The organism is Tumebacillus flagellatus (assembly GCF_000714935.1).
Lineage (GTDB): Bacteria > Bacillota > Bacilli > Tumebacillales > Tumebacillaceae > Tumebacillus > Tumebacillus flagellatus.
In genome coordinates this window covers 31076-52247 of the sequence record NZ_JMIR01000006.1, presented here as the reverse complement: position 1 = coordinate 52247, position 21172 = coordinate 31076, and the positions used below count along the sequence as shown (strand labels likewise).

The 21172-nt window shown below is 58.0% G+C and carries 19 protein-coding genes; 1 reads left to right on the top strand and 18 read right to left on the bottom strand.

From position 1 onward, the window contains the following. Positions 1-12: 12 nt before the first annotated feature. Positions 13-516, bottom strand: a complete 504-nt coding sequence (locus EL26_RS05950) for a flagellar protein FlgN (RefSeq protein ID WP_038085637.1) — start codon at positions 514-516, stop codon at positions 13-15. A gap of 245 nt (positions 517-761) precedes the next feature. Between EL26_RS05950 and EL26_RS23505 the strand changes: the two genes are divergently transcribed. After that, positions 762-2645, top strand: a complete 1884-nt coding sequence (locus EL26_RS23505; RefSeq protein ID WP_081857010.1) for a glycosyltransferase family 4 protein — start codon at positions 762-764, stop codon at positions 2643-2645. A 53-nt stretch (positions 2646-2698) separates the two neighbouring features. On the opposite strand, the gene EL26_RS05935 is transcribed toward EL26_RS23505, so the two are convergent. From EL26_RS05935 to EL26_RS05855, 17 genes are all read right to left on the bottom strand, one after another. Beyond that, on the bottom strand, positions 2699-2980 hold the full coding sequence (locus EL26_RS05935) for a flagellar biosynthesis anti-sigma factor FlgM (protein WP_161780669.1): 282 nt from the start codon (positions 2978-2980) through the stop codon (positions 2699-2701). Between the two features lie 159 nt (positions 2981-3139). Next, positions 3140-3535, bottom strand: a complete 396-nt coding sequence (locus EL26_RS05930) for a TIGR03826 family flagellar region protein (RefSeq protein WP_038085629.1) — start codon at positions 3533-3535, stop codon at positions 3140-3142. A gap of 64 nt (positions 3536-3599) precedes the next feature. After that, positions 3600-4871, bottom strand: a complete 1272-nt coding sequence (locus EL26_RS05925; protein WP_038085627.1) for a beta-ketoacyl-[acyl-carrier-protein] synthase family protein — start codon at positions 4869-4871, stop codon at positions 3600-3602. Between the two features lie 7 nt (positions 4872-4878). Next, entirely contained in the window at positions 4879-5634 is a 756-nt protein-coding gene (locus tag EL26_RS05920) for an SDR family oxidoreductase (protein WP_038085626.1), read from the bottom strand. Next, the gene (locus EL26_RS23500) at positions 5618-6034 is read right to left on the bottom strand and encodes a hotdog family protein (RefSeq protein WP_052036052.1); all 417 of its coding nucleotides are present in this window, start codon (positions 6032-6034) and stop codon (positions 5618-5620) included. Before EL26_RS23500 ends, EL26_RS05920 begins: the two co-directional genes overlap by 17 nt. A 76-nt stretch (positions 6035-6110) precedes the next feature. Continuing rightward, a complete protein-coding gene (locus EL26_RS23495) occupies positions 6111-6830 on the bottom strand; it encodes a ComF family protein (protein WP_152559181.1) in 720 nt (239 codons plus the stop codon). Continuing rightward, positions 6827-7669, bottom strand: coding sequence for a DegV family protein (locus EL26_RS05905; RefSeq protein WP_038085623.1), 843 nt, complete (start codon positions 7667-7669; stop codon positions 6827-6829). Before EL26_RS05905 ends, EL26_RS23495 begins: the two co-directional genes overlap by 4 nt. Before the next feature lie 170 nt (positions 7670-7839). Continuing rightward, positions 7840-9636, bottom strand: a complete 1797-nt coding sequence (gene pnpS / locus EL26_RS05900; RefSeq protein WP_081857009.1) for a two-component system histidine kinase PnpS — start codon at positions 9634-9636, stop codon at positions 7840-7842. Continuing rightward, positions 9633-10331 carry a response regulator transcription factor gene (locus EL26_RS05895; RefSeq protein ID WP_038085618.1) on the bottom strand — a complete coding sequence of 233 codons (699 nt, stop codon included), beginning with the start codon at positions 10329-10331 and terminating at the stop codon, positions 9633-9635. The genes pnpS and EL26_RS05895 overlap by 4 nt, the downstream gene beginning before the upstream one ends. Before the next feature lie 28 nt (positions 10332-10359). Continuing rightward, positions 10360-12507, bottom strand: a complete 2148-nt coding sequence (gene recD2, locus EL26_RS05890; protein WP_038085616.1) for an SF1B family DNA helicase RecD2 — start codon at positions 12505-12507, stop codon at positions 10360-10362. Positions 12508-12584: 77 nt separating this feature from the next. Next, positions 12585-13244, bottom strand: a complete 660-nt coding sequence (phoU, locus tag EL26_RS05885) for a phosphate signaling complex protein PhoU (protein WP_038085613.1) — start codon at positions 13242-13244, stop codon at positions 12585-12587. 33 nt (positions 13245-13277) lie between these two features. After that, entirely contained in the window at positions 13278-14042 is a 765-nt protein-coding gene (gene pstB, locus EL26_RS05880) for a phosphate ABC transporter ATP-binding protein PstB (RefSeq protein WP_038085610.1), read from the bottom strand. Positions 14043-14079: 37 nt separating this feature from the next. Then, positions 14080-14940, bottom strand: coding sequence for a phosphate ABC transporter permease PstA (gene pstA / locus EL26_RS05875; RefSeq protein WP_038085608.1), 861 nt, complete (start codon positions 14938-14940; stop codon positions 14080-14082). Further along, positions 14940-15860: a phosphate ABC transporter permease subunit PstC gene (gene pstC / locus EL26_RS05870; protein ID WP_038085607.1), complete on the bottom strand. Its 921-nt coding sequence runs from the start codon at positions 15858-15860 to the stop codon at positions 14940-14942. The genes pstA and pstC overlap by 1 nt, the downstream gene beginning before the upstream one ends. 132 nt (positions 15861-15992) lie before the next feature. Continuing rightward, positions 15993-16895, bottom strand: coding sequence for a phosphate ABC transporter substrate-binding protein (locus EL26_RS05865; RefSeq protein ID WP_238546064.1), 903 nt, complete (start codon positions 16893-16895; stop codon positions 15993-15995). Positions 16896-17061: 166 nt separating this feature from the next. Then, positions 17062-18855: a putative bifunctional diguanylate cyclase/phosphodiesterase gene (locus EL26_RS05860; RefSeq protein ID WP_052036050.1), complete on the bottom strand. Its 1794-nt coding sequence runs from the start codon at positions 18853-18855 to the stop codon at positions 17062-17064. A gap of 142 nt (positions 18856-18997) precedes the next feature. Continuing rightward, positions 18998-20677: a methyl-accepting chemotaxis protein gene (locus tag EL26_RS05855; protein ID WP_052036049.1), complete on the bottom strand. Its 1680-nt coding sequence runs from the start codon at positions 20675-20677 to the stop codon at positions 18998-19000. Positions 20678-21172: the final 495 nt, after the last annotated feature.

Sequence of the window (21172 nt, the reverse complement as noted above, 5' to 3'; positions counted from 1 at the left end):
TCAGAACCTCCGTTATGCTTTTGAATCAAAAAAGGACGTGCGCCCCGTCTGATAAGGCGAATTGCTTTCCCCGCTGTCGCCGTAGGTCGGGACAGAGGGCGATTGCGTCAAAAGTTCTATGGTCAAGTCGACCAACTGCATCGATTGATCCAGCAACAGTTTGTTTTGTTCGTTCAAATCCTTCAGATCAAACAGCACTTTGCGCAGACGAGCTGTCAATTCTTGCAGCGTCGAGGCTTCCGGGTCGTTCTTGGACAACTCGTGCAGCTTCTCGGCGGTCATGTCATCGGCCGAAGCCCCGACTCGCAAAGCGTACAATCGAACCAAGCCGGCGCGCTCCTTCTCCAAGCGGTCAATCGTCGGAATGTGCTTCATCTCCCGTTGCACGAGGAGATTCAACGTTTCTATATCTCCTTTGATCAAACTGTCTCGTTTCAGTTGAGACAGTTTCAACAAAGCTTCATGCTCTTGCAGCAGGGACTGGATGACATTGCATATCGGCTTTAATCCACTCACAGCGCGACTCCTCTCTAGTACCCAGTCAAAACGTATTATGAATAGCCTTCTTATCGGCAGCCCCTTACCTATGGATGACTCTCAAAATCTGAATTCTGAAAAAAGGAGCGCCCGAATCCTCTCGCATGCTCCCATTTTCATAGAGATCGCCCTTTGCAATCCGCGGCTCAGGAGTCAAGACAAACCAGGAGGAATTGTCAAACCGTACCCCTTGTTCTATAGTAATCGTGAAGGGAAGTGTCCCGATGGATTTGTTAAGTGAATTAATGAAAATTCAATTATTAAGAGTTGAAGATACCACGAAACTTTGGCAACAACGGCATCCGGGCTCTACTACGAAACATGTCGACGAAACATTTCAAAAAAAGCCCGCCTCTCAGCGTCTCCATATCGCGTATCTGATGAATCATTCGCGCGTTTGCGGAGGCGTTAAAATCATTTTGGAGCATGCGAACCAACTGGTCTCCCGCGGTCATGCAGTGACCCTCTTAAGCAGAGATCCCCGACCTGACTGGTTCGATCTCAAGGCGGACTACGTGGAAGTGCCGAGAGCGGCCTCTTTTGGACAAGTCCTGCCCAAAGTCGATGTGATCGTCTGCACGGTCGTAGAGCAGGTGCCGGAATGCTTTCTTCAGCAGCAAGCCCCGGTGGTTTTGTTTGAGCAAGGCGATTCCTATTTGTTTGAATTTGACAAACTGGACGCCCAGGAACAAGACTATTTCAAACAACTTTGGTCGTTTCCGGTGCCGAACGTTGTCGTCTCCTCCGTTTTGGTGTCCGCACTTCAGCGCAATTTCGGACGAGGTGCAAACGTGTTGCCGAACGCGTTAAACAACCGTGTTTTCTACCCTCGAACTGAACAGCCGGAATCTCCCTCATCTCCTAAACCGCGAATTCTCTTTCTCGGACAGGAAAATCACGACTTCAAAGGCATTCCTTTGATCCGCGAAGCATTGCGTCAAGTCCGTCAAACAGGGCGCGAGTTCGGGGAGGTCTGGGTGTCGCCAACTGCTCCCGCTTCCGATTTTGACGGAGAGTTGATCGTGAACCCCAGCCAAGAGACATTGGGCAACGTCTATCGGTCGTGCGACATCTTCGTTTCCGGTTCGTATTATGAATCGTTCTCTTTGCCGCCTCTGGAAGCGATGGCTTGCGGCTGCGCGGTGGTCTCGACCCACAATCAAGGCGTTCAGGAGTACGCCGTGAACGGTCATAACTGTCTGCTGGGACAAATAGGCGACCCCACCAGTTTAGCCGAACGGATCATCGACTTGCTCGATCATCCCGAGAAGCGAAACCGGTTGGTGCTCAATGGCTATCAAACCGCTTCGTCCTATAAGTGGGAAGCCGTCATGCAAGAATGGGAGACGTACCTCTCCGGCGTCATCCACTTATGGAACACCCAAAACGCACAAACAGTCCCTCTCACTTTGCGTATCGAACAATTGCCCAAAGGGCTTCTTCCTGAACAAGTTCGCGCCAGAATTCATGAAATCCAAAACTCCATGCAGGAAGACTGGTGCCTCTGGCTGGTCGCAGGAGAGTCGATTGAAGAAGAATCTGTCGCCTCTGTCAAACGCGCTCTTCAAATCGGACTCCCCGCGAGATTGACTCTTCAAGTCCACTACGAAAGCGATGTCCCTGAACATCCAATTGTCCGCAGGGAGGATCGATTGTTCCGACGCGGCGAACAGCAGTCCCCTCCGGCAAGCGAGCGATTCACGCTCCCGGTTTCCATCGTTGGCGGCAGCGAAAGCTACTTCCTCCCACCGTGGCTTTCCGAACTTCGTGACGCCTATGTGACGAAACAGTACCAGGAAATGATCACGCTTGCGCAAAAGCGATTTCCCGAACTGTCCGCACGAGAACAATTGGTTGCGATCAAATGGCTTGTGCTGGCTTTGTTGGAACTCAACCAGTTCCAACAAGCGCTCTCCTTGATTCAAGAAGGGCTTCAGATGGACGGCTCGTACAGCGATTTGTTGTATCTTTACTCGCGCATTGCGATGATATTGAACCGTCCTGATCTGAGCAAACCGATCCTTGAATCGGCAAGTTTGATCGGCACCGCTTGGCATTACGACGATTCATTTCTCGAAATGAAAAAGCTCTGCGAACTTTACTTGTAATCCCGATCAGCAAAAAAGCCTTGGCCGCATACGATGGCGACCAAGGCTTTCTCTTACTCTCCGTAGGCTTCAAGAATTTTTTGAACGACAGCGTTCGTTTCAACTTGATAGGTGCCGTCTTGGATCTGCTTCTTGACAGCCGTGAGCCGCTCTGCGTGATCGACACTCTCCGACTGCGAGACCTCACGTGCTTTCTCCAAAGCTTCTGCCGAGATCGATACTGCGTCTTGCTTGTTGTATGTTGACGAGGACGTGCACTTGTCTTGATCCGTGAACCGGTTGGCTTGCTGATATTTCTGCACCTGAGAGATGCGGTTCGATTCATTAATTTTCACGGCAATCACCTCACAATAAAAAACCGACACTTAGTTATCCCCAGTATCGGCTCTTGCATGCATGAAGTTGAGGCTTGAAAAAAGACGTTTTGCAAGATCAAGGTAAAAATACTCACGTATGCTCTCTCTTTCGCGCCGACAGACCTATCCTTGCGCCGCCTATCGATCGCGTTTATGGAAGTAGTCCGCTCGGGGACCTTTCAATTCCTGATGACGCAAACTTTCCTGTGTCGCGGACAGTCCTTTTTGCAGCTTGTCCTTGCACGATTTGCAAAAGCGATCGATCTGAATCGGCGTGCCGCAGTTGTCGCACGGGTAGTTGAGGTTCGGGTTGTCCAGGGTCTGAACCCGACCTTCGCGAATAAAGCGTATGATCGTCGAGACCTCTACGCCCGTCCCTTCGCTGACTTCGTACATCGACGCGCGGCGATGCTCTTGCAAGTAGTCGCGAACGAGAAAAAACAACTCGTCGTCTTCCTTGCTGCATTCTCCGCAGATCTCCGAAAACATGCGATTGTATAATCTCCCGCAACGTTTGCAGTTCGCGAGTGCCATCCTTCACCCTCCTGTCCCATTCGTCATTTATTATATCAGACGTTCTCAGGATGCAAAAGATGATTCAGACTCTTGAAAATCGGCGCATCACCAAAACGGCGTTGTGACCGCCGAACCCGAGCGACTGCGACATCGCCGTCCGCAGCCGCGCGGCGCGGGCGACGTTTGGCACCACATCAAGACCGCAAGCCGGATCGGGCTCGCGATGGTTGATCGTCGGCGGCAAAAACCCTTCGCAAAGCGCCAAGATCGTCGCGATCGCTTCCACCGCTCCGGCGGCCCCGAGCAGATGTCCCGTCATCGACTTCGTGGACGAAATCGGCACGAGATCGGCGTGCTTGCCGAGTGCATTCCTCACGGCGAGGGTTTCAAAGCGGTCGTTGAGCACGGTAGCCGTTCCGTGCGCGTTGATATAGTCGAGATCGGTTGACGCGACACCCGCGTCTTGCAACGCGCCCGCGATCGCTTCGGCAAGCCCGACCCCCGTCGGAACGGTGATGTGCGACCCGTCGTCCGTCTGCGCATAGCCGAGAAGTTCCGCCAGCGGCTTGGCGTTGCGGGCGCGTGCGTGCTCTTCGGCTTCGAGGATCAGCACGCCCGCCCCTTCGCCCATCACGTAGCCGTCGCGCGTGCGGTCAAACGGCCGGCATGCGGACGCCGGGTCTTCCCAGCGCTCGCTCATCGCTTTGGACGAGCAGACGCCGGCAAACGATACCGGCGTGAACGGCGCTTCCGCACCGCCCGCAATCACGGCGTCGCAGCGGCCTTCGCGAATCCACTGCGCCGCTTCGCCGATCGCAATCGTGCCGGACGCGCAAGCGGCCGACATCGTGCCGACCGGCCCCGCCGCCCCGCATAGTTTCGCAAGTGTTGCGCCGAGCCCGGAAGAGCCGAACAGAGGGAACAGCTTGGGCAACAATTGCGAGAGTTCCGGAACTGCACCGTCTCCAAAACGAAACCCGCACGCAGCCGGATCTCTTCCGTCCCGCAAGACGTGCGCCAATTCCAGTTCGCGAATCGCGCCGCGCGAAGTGCCGAGCAGCACGCCGAGGCGCGCCGGATCGACCGCCCCTTGCAAGCCCGCTTGGTTCCACGCTTCCTGCCAGGCAAGCCTTGCGAATTGCACAAACCGCAACTCCCCCGGCTCCGGAAAAAACGGAACTTCTCCGCCGCCCTTCGTGCGCACGCCGGACGTATCCAGTTGTCTCAAGAGGGAAATTCCGCTTCGCCCCGCCCGCAGCGCGTCGGCAAACAGCGGCACGCCCGCGCCAAACGGAGTGACCGCGCCGATGCCTGTCACGACGACGCGGCGTCGCGTGGAGTTTGTTTTTGTCATATGGGCTCTACCACCTGTGCATTCGAGTATCGGCCTCCAAGACTTGACCGGAAATGGAGGACGCTTCTTGAGAAGTCAGCCAGACCGCCAACCGCGCCGCTTCTGCGGACGTTTGCATCCGTCCAATCGGAATCGCGGCAAGCAGGCGTGCTCGTTCGGAATTCGAGAGGGCGTCGGTCATCGCCGATTCGGTGACGGACGGTGCGACGGCGTTGAGCGTGATCCCGTGCGGGATCTCTTCCAACGCCGCCGCTTTGATCAGCCCGATCAGCGCGGCTTTGCTCGCCGCATACGCCGATTGTCCGGCGCGGCCGTGCAGCGCGGCGTACGACGTGAACGCGACGATCCGCCCGTACCGGTGCGAGCGCATGACGGGGAGACACGCTTGCAACAGTCGAAAAAGCGACGCGGTATGAATCTCCAGCGACTCGTCGAAGTCCCGCTCCTGCGTTTGAATCAACAGTTTATCGCGCGCCACTCCCGCGCTGTGCACGAGGATGTCGAGCCTTCCGCTTTGCTCGTGAATCTGTTGCACGGCGCGGCGAATGCTCTCCCGGTCGAGCAACTCCAGCGGAAGGGCGACTGCTTGGACGGCATACGTTTCGCGCAGATACGCCGCCCGTGCTTCGGCGCTCTCCCGCTGCGAGCGATATCCCAGATAGACATCCTCGCCCCGTTGCGCCAAGAGTTCCGCCACAGCGCCTCCGATCGCGCCGGACGCGCCGGTGACGAGCGCGATGCGTTTCTTACCGGACTCTGGCATACCACACCAGCCCTTCTGCGAGTTTGCGCGTTCCTTGCCAGACGGTGCCCTGGCGTTTGCCGATGCCGCGCCGCTCGCCAAGCAGCGCGACTTCGGCGTACAGCGGTTCGTCGACGTTGCCCGCCTCGAACAGCGTAAAGTCGTCCAAGCCCGTCATCAGCGTCCGTTCTCCGACAGACGCTGCCGACAACACGGCGAGCGCGCCCGTCTGCGCGAGAAATTCAACGGCGTACCAGAGCGGGACGCTCGGGAGAAGACCTGCGCCTAGCGCTTGCAAGTCAACACTTGGAACATGCGATTTCGCCGTGGCCCGCTCTCCCGGCACCAACTCCACCACAGATTCCACAAATAAAAAAGGCGCTCGGTGCGCCAAGATGCGCAACACGTCTTCAGACGCCATCTGTCTCCATCCTTCGTCCTCAATCAAATTGTCAACCGCACAAGAAAAGCAGGTTAACAAAACCAGTCTAAAGCCTCTACCTCGCCACCGTCAACACGTACACCGCCCGCGCCCCGGCTTCGTGCAGTTTTTTTGCGCAGGCGTTTGCCGTTGCGCCTGTCGTGTACACGTCGTCCAGCAGACAAACGACTTTGCCGGCGACTTCCATGCTGAATTCCGTAAGCCCCAGTTCCCCCTCCATGCCTTCCAACCTCTGCTGCCGATCCCGCGCGATTTGCGCCCGTCGTTTGCCGAGCCACTTCAACGCTTCACACACGTCCACCCGAACCGCACGTCCCAATTCCCGCGCCAACAATCCCGCTTGGTTGAACCCGCGCTCGCGGCGCTTCTCTTCGGAAATCGGCACCGGCACCAACAGTGCGATGTCGCGGTCTGCCAACTGCCCCGCCCAAACGTCGGCGAGATATCCGGTGAGAATCGGCAAGACTTCCGTGCGGCGGTCTTTTTTTAACGCGAGTATCAGTTCGCGAAGTCTGCCGTGATAGGGACCGTACGAGCAAGCTTTGAGAAAAAACGACTCCTCCCGGCGGCGGCAGTCGTAGCAGACCGACCGCCCCGGCGAGTGTTTGCCGCACGAACGACAAAGAGGCGGTGCGCTCGCTTGGACTTGTGCCAAGCAGAGAGCGCAAACCGCCTCTTCGGTGGTGTGTGTGAAGTTTTGGCGGCACAGCAGGCAATGCAACGGGCGCGGGAACAGCAAGTTCAGCAACGCCTCCCGCCAGCCGCTCTGCTTCATCGGATCGCGTAGATGACCGCAAGCAGGCCGGGGCCGACGTGCGTCCCGATGACCGGGCCGAGCTGGGTCAGTTCCAATTGTGCTTCCGGGAATGCGTCTTGCATTTGCGCAAGGAACGCTTCGCCGTCCGCTTTCACGTCCGAGTAGACGACGGACGCGTGAAGTTTGCCGTCGGTGCCGACTTTCTCATGCATGAGTTCGATGACGCGGGCGAGGGCTTTTTTGCGGGTGCGGACTTTTTCGAACATTTCCAGTTTGCCGTCGTTGACCCGCAGCACCGGTTTGACTTGGAGCAACGAGCCGAGCATCGCCGAAACGCCGGACACGCGGCCGCCGCGATGCAAGTGTTCCAAGGAATCGACGACAAAGTACGCGCCGATCTGGTCGCGCAACTGAAGCAAGCGGGAGACGATCTCGTCCTTGGACAGACCTTCTTCGCGCAGTTTGGCAGCTTCGAGCACCATGTAGGCTTGGCCCCATGCGGTGATCTTCGAGTCGATGACCGAGATGTCGCCGCCGACCATCCTGGCAGCCGTTTCCGCCGAGTTCACGGTGCCGGACAAGCCGCTGGAGAGCAAGACCGCGATCACGCTGTCGTGCGTTTTCAGGAGTCTTTCGAAGTTGGTCACCAACTCTCCCACGACCGGTTGAGAGGTGGTCGGCAGGGCTTTTTCCGAAGCGAGTCGCACGTAGAAGTCGTCCGAGGTGATGTCAAAGCCCTCGCGGTAGGAGTCGTTTCCGAAGTTGACCATCAGCGGCACGACGGTGATGTTGTATTGCTCAAGAATATCAAGCGGCAGGTAAGCGGCGCTGTCCGTTACCAACGCGATTTTGCTCATGGAAGAGTCCCTCCTATGTAAAAATCGATCCCTTTTCTTACAATTCCGTGTGTACAGTATACCCGATTTAGCAAAATCCCCCAAGGGGGTTGTTCGTTTCCAAACGGCAAAAGCACATCCTGTGCGGATGTGCTTGCTTTTACTTGATTTTTTTGATTCTCTTGATGCGTTTACATTTCCGGTTGCTTCTTGGGCAAGTACACGCGAAACCGACTTCCCTCTCCGACTTTCGAGGAGACGTCCACCCGCCCGTGATGCACCTCAAGGATGTGCTTGACGATCGAGAGGCCCAGTCCGGTGCCGCCGGAGCGGCGGGCTCGCGCTTTGTCGACGCGGTAGAAGCGCTCAAACAGCCGCGGCAGATCTTCTTCCGGAATCCCGATCCCCGTGTCTTGCACTTCCATCAGCACTTCGTCGCCCAAGTCTTCCACGCGCACCGTGACATGACCGCCGGCGGGCGTGTACGCAATGGCGTTGCCCAGCAGGTTGATCAGCACTTGCTGCACGCGGTCGGCGTCCGCTTCAAACTCGACTTTGCCCGGCGGAAGTTGCATCGAAAGCTGAACGTCCGCTTGCTTGGCTTGGTGGCGGTACTGCACCAGCGTGCGCTCCACCACGTTCACCAAGTCGACCGTCCCCAAGCGGAACTGGATGTGCCCGGACTCGATCTTGGAAAGTTCCAACAGCTCGTTGATCAAGCGGGTCAAGCGCGTCGATTCATCGTGAATGATCTGCAAAAACTGCTTGGTGATCTCCGGGTTTTCCATCGCGCCGTCGAGCAGAGTTTCCGAGAACCCGCGCACCGCCGTGATCGGCGTGCGCAATTCGTGCGAGACGTTGGCGACAAATTCGCTGCGCATGCGCTCCAAGCGCCGCCAGTCGGACACGTCGTGCATCAGCACCACCGCGCCGGCAATGCGGTTGTAGTTGGAGTGAATCGGCGTGATGTAGACTTCGACGGTGCGCTCAACCGGCTTGTAAAACGTCACTTCCTTCTTCTGCTCCGTGCCGACGAGGATCGCTTCGTCGACCAAGGAAGACAGCCCGAAGTTGCCGCCCGCCTCCCAGTGCCACTTCTGCATCATCTCGTCCGCTTTGACGCCGATCAGTTTTTCCGCCGCTTGGTTGACCATCGTCACACGCCCCGAGCGGTCGACGACGAACACGCCGGAGACCAAGTGCGAGAGAATCCCTTCCACTTTGCCTTTTTGCTGCGTGAGGTCTTCAATCTGATCGGACAAGCGTGCCGCCATCGCGTTGATCGAATCGGCCATCAAGCCGAGTTCATCCCGCCCGCGCTGGTACACCCGCTCGTCGAACGCGCCCTCGGCGATCTTGCGCGTCGTCTGCGTGATCGCTTCAATCGGAGCGGCGATGCCGTGCGCAAACCGCAAGCCGAACAGCGACGCGAGGACGGCTACGATCAACAGCGAAATCCCGATACGCCCCCACAGCCACGTCAGCGTGTCGTGCGCGACTTCCAGCGGCACCGCCATGCGCACGACGGCGACCGGCTTGTCGTCGCCGAGCACAGGGACGGCGAGGTAGAGCATGTTGAACTGCGAGTACGACGCTTTGCGCACGTTCGTGCCCGTCGTGCCGTGCACCGCCGCCGACACTTCCGGCAAGCGCAGTTGGTTTTCCGACGATTCGCTGTCCAGACGCGAATCGACCAACACGTTGCCCTCCGTGTCGAGGACGGTGACGCGCCCGCCCGTTTCCAGCGACGTGCGCGAGACCATGTCTTGCAGCTCTGTGGACGGTTCGTGCGCTTCGTTCAATTTCAAATACGGAACGACCCATTTGGCGAGCAGGGAAGTTTCTTCCTGGACTCGATCCTGCATGGAATCCATGTACATTTTTTCAATGAATTGCAGGGTGTACACCCCGAAGACCGAGAGCGCCAACCCGATGAGAACCACATAGGTCAGCACGATCCTTCCGCGAATGCCCCTGAGTCCCATCATTCACCCCGAACGAGTTTGTAGCCGACGCCGCGCACCGTTTTGATGTACTCCGGCTGTTTCGGGTCGCGCTCCAACTTGTCGCGCAAGTGCGAGATGTGCACGTCGACGATGCGGGTGTCGCCCGCAAATTCATACCCCCACACTTTGTCGAGCAAGTGGTCGCGGCTCATCACGCGGCCCATGTGCTTGGCGAGGTAATGCAGCAGTTCAAATTCGCGCGGCGTCAAATCGACGTGCTGTCCGCGAATGGAGACTTCGTAGCGGTTCACATCCAGCAGGATCTCACCGCAGTTGTACACGCCCTCTTCTTCGCCGCTGTCTTCGTTGGCGCGGCGCAACACCGCTTTGACGCGGGCGACGAGTTCGCGGGGCGAGAACGGCTTGGTCACGTAATCGTCCGCGCCCATCTCCAGACCCAAGATGCGGTCGACCTCGTCCTCCTTGGCTGTCAGCATGATGATCGGCGTGGAGATGCCCTCTTTGCGCAGTCGCTGGCACAGCTCCATCCCGCCGATGCCCGGCAGCATCAAGTCGAGCACGACCAAGTCCGGGCGCGGCGTCTCTTGCAAAATTTCATACGCGCGCGTGCCGGTGTCGGCCGTCAGCACGTCAAATCCCGCTTGCTGCAAATTGTACTCGACCAGTTTGGAAATCGATTCTTCGTCATCTACCACCAGAATGCGGGAAGCCGCCATGGGGGAACACCTCCTGGATGTGTACCTGCTAGTGTGAAATCCGATCGCAGAGACCGGAGTATCGGTGTTGGTTGTCGGCGTTCTGCACAGCGTATTGCAACGCGCCTTTGTTTCCGACGAGCATGACCAACTGCTTCGCCCGCGTGACGCCGGTGTAAAGCAAGTTGCGTTGGAGCATCACCCGGTGCTGAAACACGACGGGAAACACGACGCAGGGATACTCGCTGCCTTGGCTCTTGTGCACCGACACGGCGTACGCGAGCGTCAAGTGATCCCATTCGCCCGCTTGATACGTCACCAGCCGCGACTCGCCGCCTTCGGGAAACTCGACGGTGAGGTCTTCCTCGTCCGGGTCGAGCGACACGATGCGTCCGACGTCGCCGTTGTAGACGTCCTTTTGATAATGATTGCGAATTTGCATGACTTTGTCGCCTTCGCGAAACTGCTTGTGTTCTCGCTTGTCCAACGACTTCGGGTTGAGCGCCGCTTGCAAGTGCAGATTCAGCGCGTCCACACCCAGCGGCCCCTTGCGCATCGGCACGAGCACTTGGATGTTGTCGAGCGGATTTCCCTGCAAATAGTTCGGCAGACGGCGCGTGACCAGATCGAGCACGTACGCGATCACGTCGTCCACACCCCGCTGTTCCACAAAAAAGAAATCCTTCGCCGACTGCGGCAACTGCCCTTGGTTGATGCGGTGCGCGTTTTTGACGATGTAGCTCTCTCCCGCCTGGCGGAAGATCGTCAGCAAGCGTACCACTTTGGCACGGCCGGAGTCGATCACATCCTGCAAGACCCGGCCCGCGCCGACGCTCGGCAGTTGGTCGATGTCGCCGCACAGCACCAGCCGCGCGTCGTCGGGCAGCGCCCGCAACAAGCAATAAAAAAGGTACAGGTCGATCATCGACGCTTCATCGACGATAAACACTTTGCCTTCCAGCCGGTTGTCTTCGTTGCGTTGAAACTTCAAGCCTTCGCCCTCGACCTGCCCGTATTCGAGCAAGCGGTGCAACGTTTTCGATTCCACGCCGGTGCTTTCCGTCATGCGTTTCGCCGCTCGCCCGGTCGGGGCGGCGAGCACGGGGCGGATGCGCTGTTTGGCGAGCGCGGCGATCATCGCTTTGACCGTCGTTGTCTTGCCGGTGCCGGGGCCGCCTGTGACGACGACGAGCCGCTCGGTCAGCACGGCCTCCACAGCTTCGCGCTGCAGCGGTGCCAGCGAGAGCCCTTCTTCGCGCTCCACGTCGTCGATCACGCCCGCGTCCAGTTCGTCGATGGCGCTTTCGGCGTCGATCAGCCCGCGCAGGCGCTCGGCTGTTTTTTCTTCCATAAGATAGAAGCCGGTCAGGTAGACCCGCCCGTTCTCCACTTTGACCCCGCCGGTGCGCTCTTCCGTCAAACTTTGCAGCGCGGCAGGGAGATGCGGGGCAGTGTCGGGGCCGAGCAGACTGATACTTTTTTCCAGCAGCTCTTGGAGCGGAAGGTAGACGTGACCGCTCTCGTCGGCGGCGGTTGAGAGCGCAAATTTCAGTCCGAACTTCAAGCGCGAGGGCGCGAGCGGCGGGATGCCGATCTGCTGCGCGAGCGCGTCGGCCGTCTTGAAGCCGATGCCCGGCACTTCGTCTGCCAACCTGTACGGGTTCTCTTCCAAGACCGACACCGATTGGGCGCCGTAGCGTTTGTAGATGCGCCCGGCGATACCGGTCGAGACGCCCTTGGACGCCAGATAGTAGACGAGCGATTGCACGCCGCGGTGTTCGCGGAAGCTCGCCAGAATCCGCTCCGCTTTCTTCTCGCCGATCCCTTCGATTTCCGTCAGCCGCTCGGGAGCGCGCTCCAACACGTTCAGCGTCTCCAGCCCGAAGTGACCGACGATCTTCCGGGCGGTCGCTTTGCCGATGCCCTTGACCGCGCCGGACGAGAAGTAGTCCAACAGGCCGTCGACCGTCTGGGGAATCACTTTCTCCCACGTCTGAACTTGCAGCTGCGGGCCGAACTTGTCGTGGCGCGTCCACGTGCCGGACACGCGGACGGGGTCTCGTTCCCTGATCCCGGGCATGAGACCCACGATCGTCAAAATCGACTTGGAGTCTTCCGTTTCCAGCGTGGCGATCGTGTAGCCGTCGTCCTCCGCTTGAAACGTCACTTTCTTGACGCGTCCTTCATATGTTTCCAAAAAAAATCACCTGCTCTCCGTCCAACACGTCTGTACTGGATTTCGAGCAGGCGACCCTCATGTCCTGCCCGTCTCTGTCAGATATTCAAGTCGGTGCGGTCTCCGCTGACCATGTAGATGACCCATTCGCCGATGTTGGTGGCGTGATCGCCGATGCGCTCAAGGTTTTGGCACACCATCAAGAGCAAGATCGCTTGCTTGACGTTCGACGAATCGCGCTCCATCAGCTCTTGCAGTTCGTTGAAGATCTGTTTGTACAGCGCGTCGACTTGATCATCTTTCTCCGCCAGGGACAGCGCCAGTTGAACGTCGCGTTTGACGTAGGAATTCAGAGCTTCGTGCAGCATCTCTTTGATCATGCCCGCCATCTTCGGAGTGTCGACCAGCGGTTTGACCAGCGCTTCGCCCTGCAGGCGGCGCGTGGTCTTCGCGATGTCCACCGCGTGGTCGCCGATGCGCTCCAAGTCGGTGACGATCTTCATCGCCGTGCCGATCACGCGCAGGTCGGATGCCATCGGTTGCTGCAGCGCGAGCAACTTCAAGCACAGCGATTCGATCTCGATCATGCGCTCGTTGATCTGGCGGTCGTTTTGAATGACGTGTTCTGCGATCTTGAGGTCTTGGTTCGCCAGAGACTTCACGGCATGGTAGATCGCTTCTTCGACCAGCACACCCATTTTCAAAATGCTTTGCTGCAACTCTTCGAGTGCGTAGTGAAATCCTTTTCTAGCGTCCACAAGGTTTCGCTCCTTTATCAACAAAATCGTGAATCAACCGAATCGGCCGGTGATGTAATCTTCCGTGCGCTGGTCGCCGGGGTTGGTGAACAGTTTGTCGGTCTCGCCGTGCTCCACCATCACGCCGTTTAGGAAAAACGCCGTGGTGTCGGAGATGCGTGCCGCTTGCTGCATGTTGTGCGTCACGATGATGATCGAGTATTTGTCTTTGAGTTCTTGGGTCAACTCTTCCACTTTCAGCGTGGAGATCGGGTCGAGCGCAGACGTCGGTTCGTCCATCAAGAGCACGTCCGGGTCGACGGCGAGCAGGCGGGCGATGCACAGACGCTGTTGCTGGCCGCCGGACAGACCCATCGCCGATTTGTTCAGGCGGTCTTTGACTTCTTCCCAGAGCGCCGCTTGGCGAAGGGATTTTTCCACGATTTCGTCGAGGTCGCGCTTGCGCTTGATGCCGTGGATGCGCGGGCCGTACGCGATGTTGTCGTAGATCGACATCGGGAACGGGTTCGGGCGCTGGAAGACCATGCCGACGCGCTTGCGAAGCGAGACGACGTCGGTGTCGTCCGCGTAGATATTCTGGTTGTCGACGAGCACTTCGCCCGTGATCTTCACGCTCGGGATCAAATCATTCATGCGGTTGAGCGTGCGCAGGAGCGTCGATTTGCCGCAGCCGGACGGACCGATAAACGCCGTGATCGAACCGGCTTGCATCGAGAGGTCGATGTCGTAGAGCGCTTGGTTGTCTCCGTAAAACAGGTTGAGGTTCTGGACGCGGATTTTTTCTTGAACGGCGGTCATAGTCACAATCGTTCCCTCCTTAAGTCAAGTGCAAAGATTAGGAAGATTTCCCGGCCATCTTGCGCTGCAAGAAGCGGCTCGGCAGGGCGATCACCAAGTTGAGAATGAGGACGACGAGAACGAGCAGAGCGGCTGTGCCTTCCGCGATTTGCGTGGCATCCGGCACGAGACCTTCCGAGCGCACATACCAGAGATGCACGGCGAGCGTTTCACCGGACGCCATCACGTTGAAGTCCGGAGCGAAGCGCGACACCGAGACGCCGGCGGTGAAGATCAAGATCGCCGATTCGCCGAGCGCGCGGCCCGCAACGAGGGTGATGCCGGTCACGAGGCCCGGGAGCGCCGTCGGCAGCAAGACTTTGCGAATCGTCTGCCACTTGGTGGCACCCAGTGCCAAGGAAGCTTCGCGGTAAGAATCCGGCACGGCGCGCAGGGTTTCTTCCGTGACGCGCACCAAAACCGGGAGATTGAGCAACGAGAGCGTGAGCGCCCCGCCGATGATCGAGTAGCCCATGTGCAGCGTCGTGACGAACACGAGCAGACCGAACAGGCCGAAGACGATGGACGGGACGGACGCGAGCATTTCGGTCGCGAGGCGGACGAGGTCGGTGAAGCGGTTTTTCTTGGCGTATTCCGAGAGCCAGATCCCCGCCCCGACGCCAAACGGAATCGAGAAGAGCAGCGACAGCGCCAAGATGTAGAACGAGTTGAACAGCTGCGGCCCGATGCCGCCGCCGGAGAGCATCTCTTCCGGCTTCTTGGTCAGAAACTTCCACGAGATGTGCGGGAGACCGGCGCTCAAGATGTGCCAGAGAAACCACGCGAGGATCGCGAGAATTCCCAGGCCGACCAGCCAGAACATGCCCGTGGCGAGTCGATTCGTCAGTTTGGAGTTCATTACACAGCCCTCCTGCGTGCCACGATTCGGATGATGAGAATCAGAGACAGAGAGACGAGCAACAGCACAAGCGACATCAAGAACAACGAGTTGCTGAGCGTGGAGCCAAACGGCGCGTTCAGCATCTCTTTGACGATTTGCGTGGTCAAAACGGACGTCGGGTCGCCGAGACCCTTCGGCAGCAGCGGCGCGTTGCCGATGACCATCTGCACGGCCATCGCTTCGCCGATCGCACGGCCCATGCCGAGGATCACGCCCGTCAAAATGCCCGGCGTCGCCGCGGGAATCAACACTTTGCGAATCGTCTGCCAGCGGGTGGCGCCCAGCGCGTAGGACGCTTCTTCAAGCGACCCCGGCAACGTGCGAATCGCGTCTTCGGAAACGGAGAGGATCGTCGGCAGAATCATGATCGCGAGGATCAGCGCGGCCGGCAAGACGCCGAATCCCGCCGTGCCGGTCAGTTTGCCGACGATCGGCACGAACGTGGTCAAGCCAACCAGACCGTAGACGACCGACGGGATGCCGACGAACAGGTCGGTCGCCGGGCGCATGATCTCGCGCATCCAGTTCGGCGCGATCTTCGACATGAACACGGCACCCAAAACCGCAAACGGAACGGCGAGCACCAGCGCAAGGCCGGTGACGATGAACGACCCGAGGATGAACACGCCCGCGCCGAACTTGTTCTCCGACGGCGTCCAATCCAGCGAGAAGAATTGCAGAACGCTCACGTCGGCAAACGTCTTCAGCCCTTGGCTGCCGACGAAGAGGATGATCGAAAAAATAATCAGCGACACAAACGCCGCGCTGCCGATAAACAACCAGTGCATCATGCGGTCTGCCCGGCGGCGGCGGTTGTTCCAGCTCGGCGGTGCCGATGCACAGCGATCATCGTGCGTTTCTTTGATCGCGATATCCATGGAGAGAACCTCCTGTTCATTACCTAATTTCATGAATATTTTAGACAACTTTTACAATTGGTTTTTGACATAGGGGTAGGGACGATGAGCGATCACCGTCCCTACCCCCGTGGTGTTGCTGAAGGCTTGAGCTTACTTTTTCATTTTGTTGACCGGAATGAACTTCAGGTCTTTGACGTCTTTGCTTTGGAACTCGTCGGACATGATGTAGTCGAGGAACGCTTGGGTTGCTTTGTCCGGCGTTCCTTTGGTGTACATGTGCTCGAACGCGAACAGTTTGTAGGTGCCGTTGTAGATGTTGTCTTCGCTGTACGCGACGCCGTCAAACGACAGCACGCTGATGTCCGGGGTGATGTACGGAGCGTCGATGTAGCCGATCGCGCCCGCGGTTTGTTGAACGGTTTGACGAACAGCGCCGGTGGAGTCTTGCGCGATTGCGTCTTTCGCGAAGTCCTTGTCAGCCGGGAGCACCAGTTGCTTGACGAGTTTGCGGGAGCCGGACGATTCCGGACGGCCGACGATGGTGATCTTCTCGTCTTTGCCGCCAACGTCTTTCCAGTTGGTGATTTCGCCGGTGAAGATCTTGCCCGCTTGATCCTTGGTCAAGTTGGTGACGTTTACGTCCTTATTGGTCACGAGCACGAACGGTGCGACGACGACTTGGTGGTCGACGAGGCCCTTGTCCGCGTAGTCCTTGCCAGATTCAACATCGGACATCCCGATCGTGACGGAGCCTTCTGCCACTTGCTTGAGGCCGGTGCCGGAGCCGCCGCCGGAAACGTCGATGGTTACGTTTTTATTTTTATCTTGGAACTCGGTCGCAGCTTGTTTGACGAGCGGAAGCAGCGCCGTGGAACCGGAAGCGGTGATTTTGCCAGAGATGTCAGTTTGTGCGGTGTCCGTGGTTTTGCCTGCGTCACCGGTTTTCGAACCGCCTTGAGCAGAAGAATCAGAAGATCCGCAACCTACCATCAGACCAGCGGCCAACGTTGCTGCCATACCCATTGCGACCGCTTTTTTCGACACGTTCAACACGGAAAGTCCCCCTTTTAGGTCCCTTAGAAATGTTCTCACATTAGATGTGTTTGATCACTGCCCTACGACTACTATCCTATCAGCCGAACGTAAAGCTAGTTCCGCCCTTTCGTTAAGGGATTGTAAAACGGGACACAAAAAAAGAACCCGACCCGCACAGGCGGCATCAGGTTCTCATCTGCAACTCGGAAGCAAGCAAGTTCTCAAACTCCGCCGCCGGCAGCGGACGGGAGCAGAGATAGCCTTGGTATTCGTTGCAGCGGCGTTCGCGCAGGAACTCCAACTGCTCTTCCGTCTCCACGCCCTCGGCGATGACGTTCAAGTTCAACGAATGCGCCATCGCGATCACCGCCGTGGCGATCGCCGCGTCGTCGGCGTTTTTCGTGATGTCGCGGACGAAGCTCTGGTCGATTTTCAGCGTGTGGATCGGAAATTTCTTCAGATACGAGAGCGACGAATAGCCCGTCCCGAAGTCGTCGATGGAAATCTGCAACCCAAGGCTTGAGAGCTCAAGCATCGTGGAGATCGCCCGGTCGACGTTGGTCATCGTGATGCTCTCCGTCAATTCCAAATCGACGTACTGCGGCTCGATGCCCGTCTCTTCCAAGACGGCGCGCACTTTGGAAACCAGCGTCGGCTGGGCAAACTGGTGCGCGGAGAGGTTGATGGAGACGCGAATCGGCGGGTATCCGGCGTCCTGCCAGCGCTTGGTCTGCTCGCAGGCGGTACGCATCACCCATTCGCCGATCGGCACGATCAGATTGGTTTCTTCCGCCAGCGGAATGAACAGTCCCGGCGAGACCATGCCCCGCTCGGGGTGCTGCCAGCGCACGAGCGCTTCCATGCCGATCATCTGTCCGGTCTCGATGTCGATTTGCGGTTGGTAGTAGACGCGGAACTCCCCGCGCTCAATCGCTTTGCGCAAGTCCTTCTCCAATTGCAAGCGCTCGACGGCGTGCACGTTCATCACCGACTCGTACTGCTGGACGTTGTTGCGTCCGTGGTCCTTGGCGCGGTACATCGCCATGTCGGCGTTCTTGAACAGGGTTTCGGTGTCTTCCCCGTCGTCCGGGTACCACGAAAGCCCGATCGAAGTCGTGATAAAAAGTTCATGCTCTTCAATCCAAAACGGCTCTTCCATCTCACGCAACAGGAAATTCGCCCGCTCCACGCCGTCCGACTTCTGCTCGAACTCCGCGACGATGATAAACTCGTCCCCGCCCAGACGATACAGGGTCTCGCCGGTCTGCAAAACGCCTTGCAGACGCCTCACCACCGCTTGCAAAAGCAAATCCCCCATGCGGTGCCCGAGCGTGTCGTTGACGAACTTGAAGCGGTCGAGGTCGAGGAACAAAACCGCGAGCCGCTTGCGTTTTTTGTGAACTTCGGCGAGCTTTGCGGTCAACTGGTCCTGAAACAAGATGCGGTTGGGCAGACCGGTCAGCGAGTCGGTGATCAATTGGTTGTAATACCGCACCGACATCTCTTCGGCATCTTCCAAGCGATTCTCCACGCGGCGGTAGATGATGACCAGCAAATACATGCCGTACAGCGTCGCCGGGATTCCGACCAGCCCGACGAGACCGCTGATTTGCGCGAGAGCTTCGGCGGTGGGCCCCGAGAAGTACTTGAGAACCAACCCCAAGTACGAAAGCAGCAACAACACGGAGTACAAGATGTTATAGCGGCGGCGCAAGCGCTTCGAAATCACGTCATAGCCGCGGAACAACAACCGCAAACAGAGCAGCCCCAGCTGAATCGCGTTGATGATCAGCGCGCGCAACGCCACATTCTCCGGGTCAGCCTGAACCCAAGGCAAGCCGAGCCAACGATGGTCTTCCGCTCGCTCCAATCCAAACGTCACAAGCAGCACAATCGCAAAGGAAGCGATGCTGCCCAGCAGCAGCGGCTTGACGATTCCGCCAAAACGACGGGACGTGTGCAGTTTTCTCTCCGGCATTCTCAATCCCCCACCTTATAAACGAAAGGGCCGATACAATAACCCCGACTCATTCACGTAACTTGATCTACTATTATCCTTTCAACGAAGTTTCTTTTAATCCTTCCGTATTCTATTTTAGAACAAAAAAAGCAGAAGCGCATTACGCTCCTGCTCCATTTGTCCGAAATTGTCGAATGCTCTTCTCCAAAAGGACAGCTGTCTGTTCCAAGCGTTCCACCGCCTGGTGCACACGCTCCATCGCGGCGAGCTGTTCCGCAGACGCCGCCGCGCAAAATTGCGAGGAGGCAGCCGATTGTTTGGAGTTCATCGAGAGAGCTTCCACCGCCTGAACGACGCGCCCGGCTTCCTCGTTCATCACTTCCGACAGCCCGGTGATCGCCTCGATCTCCTCCGCAGCCGTCCCCGCCGCCGCCACGATGCGCTCCAACACGACTCCCGCAACGCCTACCAACTGCAACCCGGTCTGCACGTCTTGGGTTCCGGCGGTCATCGCCTGCACCGCCGCGCGGGTGTCTTGTTGAATTTCATCGATCAGCAACGCGATTTGGCGGGCGGAACTCTCCGATTGCTCCGCCAGTTTGCGCACTTCGTCGGCGACGACCGCAAATCCGCGCCCCTGCTCGCCGGCGCGCGCCGCTTCGATGGCGGCGTTTAACGCCAACAAGTTCGTCTGCGAGGCGATCGACGTGATGGCGTCCACGATCTTCTCCACTTCCTCCGAACGCCGTTCCAAGCGGGCAATCGCCTGTCCGATCCCGCCGACTGTCGAGTGAATGTCGTGCATCTGCCGGACGGCGCGCTGCACCGCTTGGTTTCCCTGCTCCGCTTCTTGCGCGGTGGCGTTGGAAATCTCGGTGACACGGTGCGACGTCTGGACGATGCGCGACAGCCGCTCCGCCATGCTCTCCAACGCTTCGGCGTTTTGCAGCGTCGAGTGCGCTTGCCATTCGGCGGTGCCCGCCACTTCCTGCACGACCGCCGCCACTTGCTTGATTCCGCCTGTCGTCTGCTCGGCGTCCACCAACAGCTCTTGTGAAGACGCCGCCACTTCCAACACCGTTTGTTCGACGCTTTGAATCAGACGGCGCAAGTTGCGCACCATCTCGTTGACGGTGCGCCGCAGCGCGCGAATTTCCCGCACGCCCCGCTCTTCGTTGAGTTCCACGGAGAGGTCGCCCTCGGCGACGCGCTGCATCACGCCTTGAATCCGCATGATCGAGCGGCGCAGCCGCACGGCGAACAGGCGCACGCCGAGGAAGCCGATCCCCATCACCGCGATCACGAGCCCGGCGGTGACGTTGCGCACGTGCATCAGCGGCTGCAAAATTTCATCGTCCGACACCGCCGCCACATACAAGAGACTGCGCTCCGGCAAAAACTGAAACGCATACGTCCGCGCCGCTCCGCTTTCCGAGCTGCGGAGGACGCCGGACTTTTCCTTCAACATCTGTTCATACAGCGGCATCGAGATCTCCAGAGGTTCTTGGGTCTCCAACGTCGAAATCGCGCCGGTTTTTAACAAGTTCGATTGCAACGACCACCCCAGTTGGGTGAACTGGCGCTGCTCGCCTTTCAACAGGTATTCCACATTGCGTTCAAATTCACGGTTGTCAGAGGTCTCCAGCAAGAGGCTCATCTGCTTGGACACCGCCGCCGCGTGTCCGGACAGCTGAAACTCCGCCGTTGCTTTCAAATCTTTTGCCACGACGACGTAGACGGCCGCGCCCATCGCGACGACGGCCAGCAACAACAGTCCCGTCACAAACAGCGTCAATCGGGTTTGCACAGACATGCCCTTGAGGTGGTTGTCATTTCTCATCTGCAGATCACCCTCCTTAACCAGTATCGCAGGATTAAAGGAAGGGAATATAGACGAACCGTGTAGTTCACGTTAACACCTTGTAAAAACGGAACAGCGCTTGACGGACGGCGTAATAAACTTTCAATTCTGAAAATACAGGTCACTTTGGCGGCTTTTCTGCATACACTGTAGCAAGGACGACAACCATTGTGGCGAGTCACTTTTTCATTACCTGACCTCCTTCTACACGATTGGACCTCTTCTGCTGGCGGAAGAGGTCCCTTTTTTGCGAGTTGCGTGCAAGCAAAAAACCCCCAAACGCACGAAGAGAGACGCTTGCGGGTTGGGGGCCCGTCAAGGTCTCTCTTCGCTGTGGGGGGTAGGGGGATTACAAAAAGGGAAAAAATGAGAGAATGCTAACCGGATGAGTCAAACGCTGAAAATAAAAGTATCCTCTTCGGACGCTTGCCGAAAAGGATACTTAGCGAACCATGGGGTGGTGGTCCGCAACCG

Bases quoted from the DNA above. Each gene is read 5' to 3' on its own strand.
- EL26_RS23500 (WP_052036052.1), bottom strand. From the start codon at position 6,034: ATGGCGTCTGAAGACGTGTTGCGCATCTTGGCGCACCGAGCGCCTTTT.
- pstB (WP_038085610.1), bottom strand. From the start codon at position 14,042: ATGACCGCCGTTCAAGAAAAAATCCGCGTCCAGAACCTCAACCTGTTT.
- pnpS (WP_081857009.1), bottom strand. From the start codon at position 9,636: ATGATGGGACTCAGGGGCATTCGCGGAAGGATCGTGCTGACCTATGTG.
- EL26_RS05925 (WP_038085627.1), bottom strand. From the start codon at position 4,871: ATGACAAAAACAAACTCCACGCGACGCCGCGTCGTCGTGACAGGCATC.
- EL26_RS05855 (WP_052036049.1), bottom strand. From the start codon at position 20,677: ATGAGAAATGACAACCACCTCAAGGGCATGTCTGTGCAAACCCGATTG.
- EL26_RS05905 (WP_038085623.1), bottom strand. From the start codon at position 7,669: ATGAGCAAAATCGCGTTGGTAACGGACAGCGCCGCTTACCTGCCGCTT.
- pstA (WP_038085608.1), bottom strand. From the start codon at position 14,940: ATGAACTCCAAACTGACGAATCGACTCGCCACGGGCATGTTCTGGCTG.
- EL26_RS23495 (WP_152559181.1), bottom strand. From the start codon at position 6,830: ATGAAGCAGAGCGGCTGGCGGGAGGCGTTGCTGAACTTGCTGTTCCCG.
- EL26_RS05920 (WP_038085626.1), bottom strand. From the start codon at position 5,634: ATGCCAGAGTCCGGTAAGAAACGCATCGCGCTCGTCACCGGCGCGTCC.
- EL26_RS05930 (WP_038085629.1), bottom strand. From the start codon at position 3,535: ATGGCACTCGCGAACTGCAAACGTTGCGGGAGATTATACAATCGCATG.
- EL26_RS23505 (WP_081857010.1), top strand. From the start codon at position 762: ATGGATTTGTTAAGTGAATTAATGAAAATTCAATTATTAAGAGTTGAA.
- pstC (WP_038085607.1), bottom strand. From the start codon at position 15,860: ATGGATATCGCGATCAAAGAAACGCACGATGATCGCTGTGCATCGGCA.
- EL26_RS05895 (WP_038085618.1), bottom strand. From the start codon at position 10,331: ATGGCGGCTTCCCGCATTCTGGTGGTAGATGACGAAGAATCGATTTCC.
- EL26_RS05860 (WP_052036050.1), bottom strand. From the start codon at position 18,855: ATGCCGGAGAGAAAACTGCACACGTCCCGTCGTTTTGGCGGAATCGTC.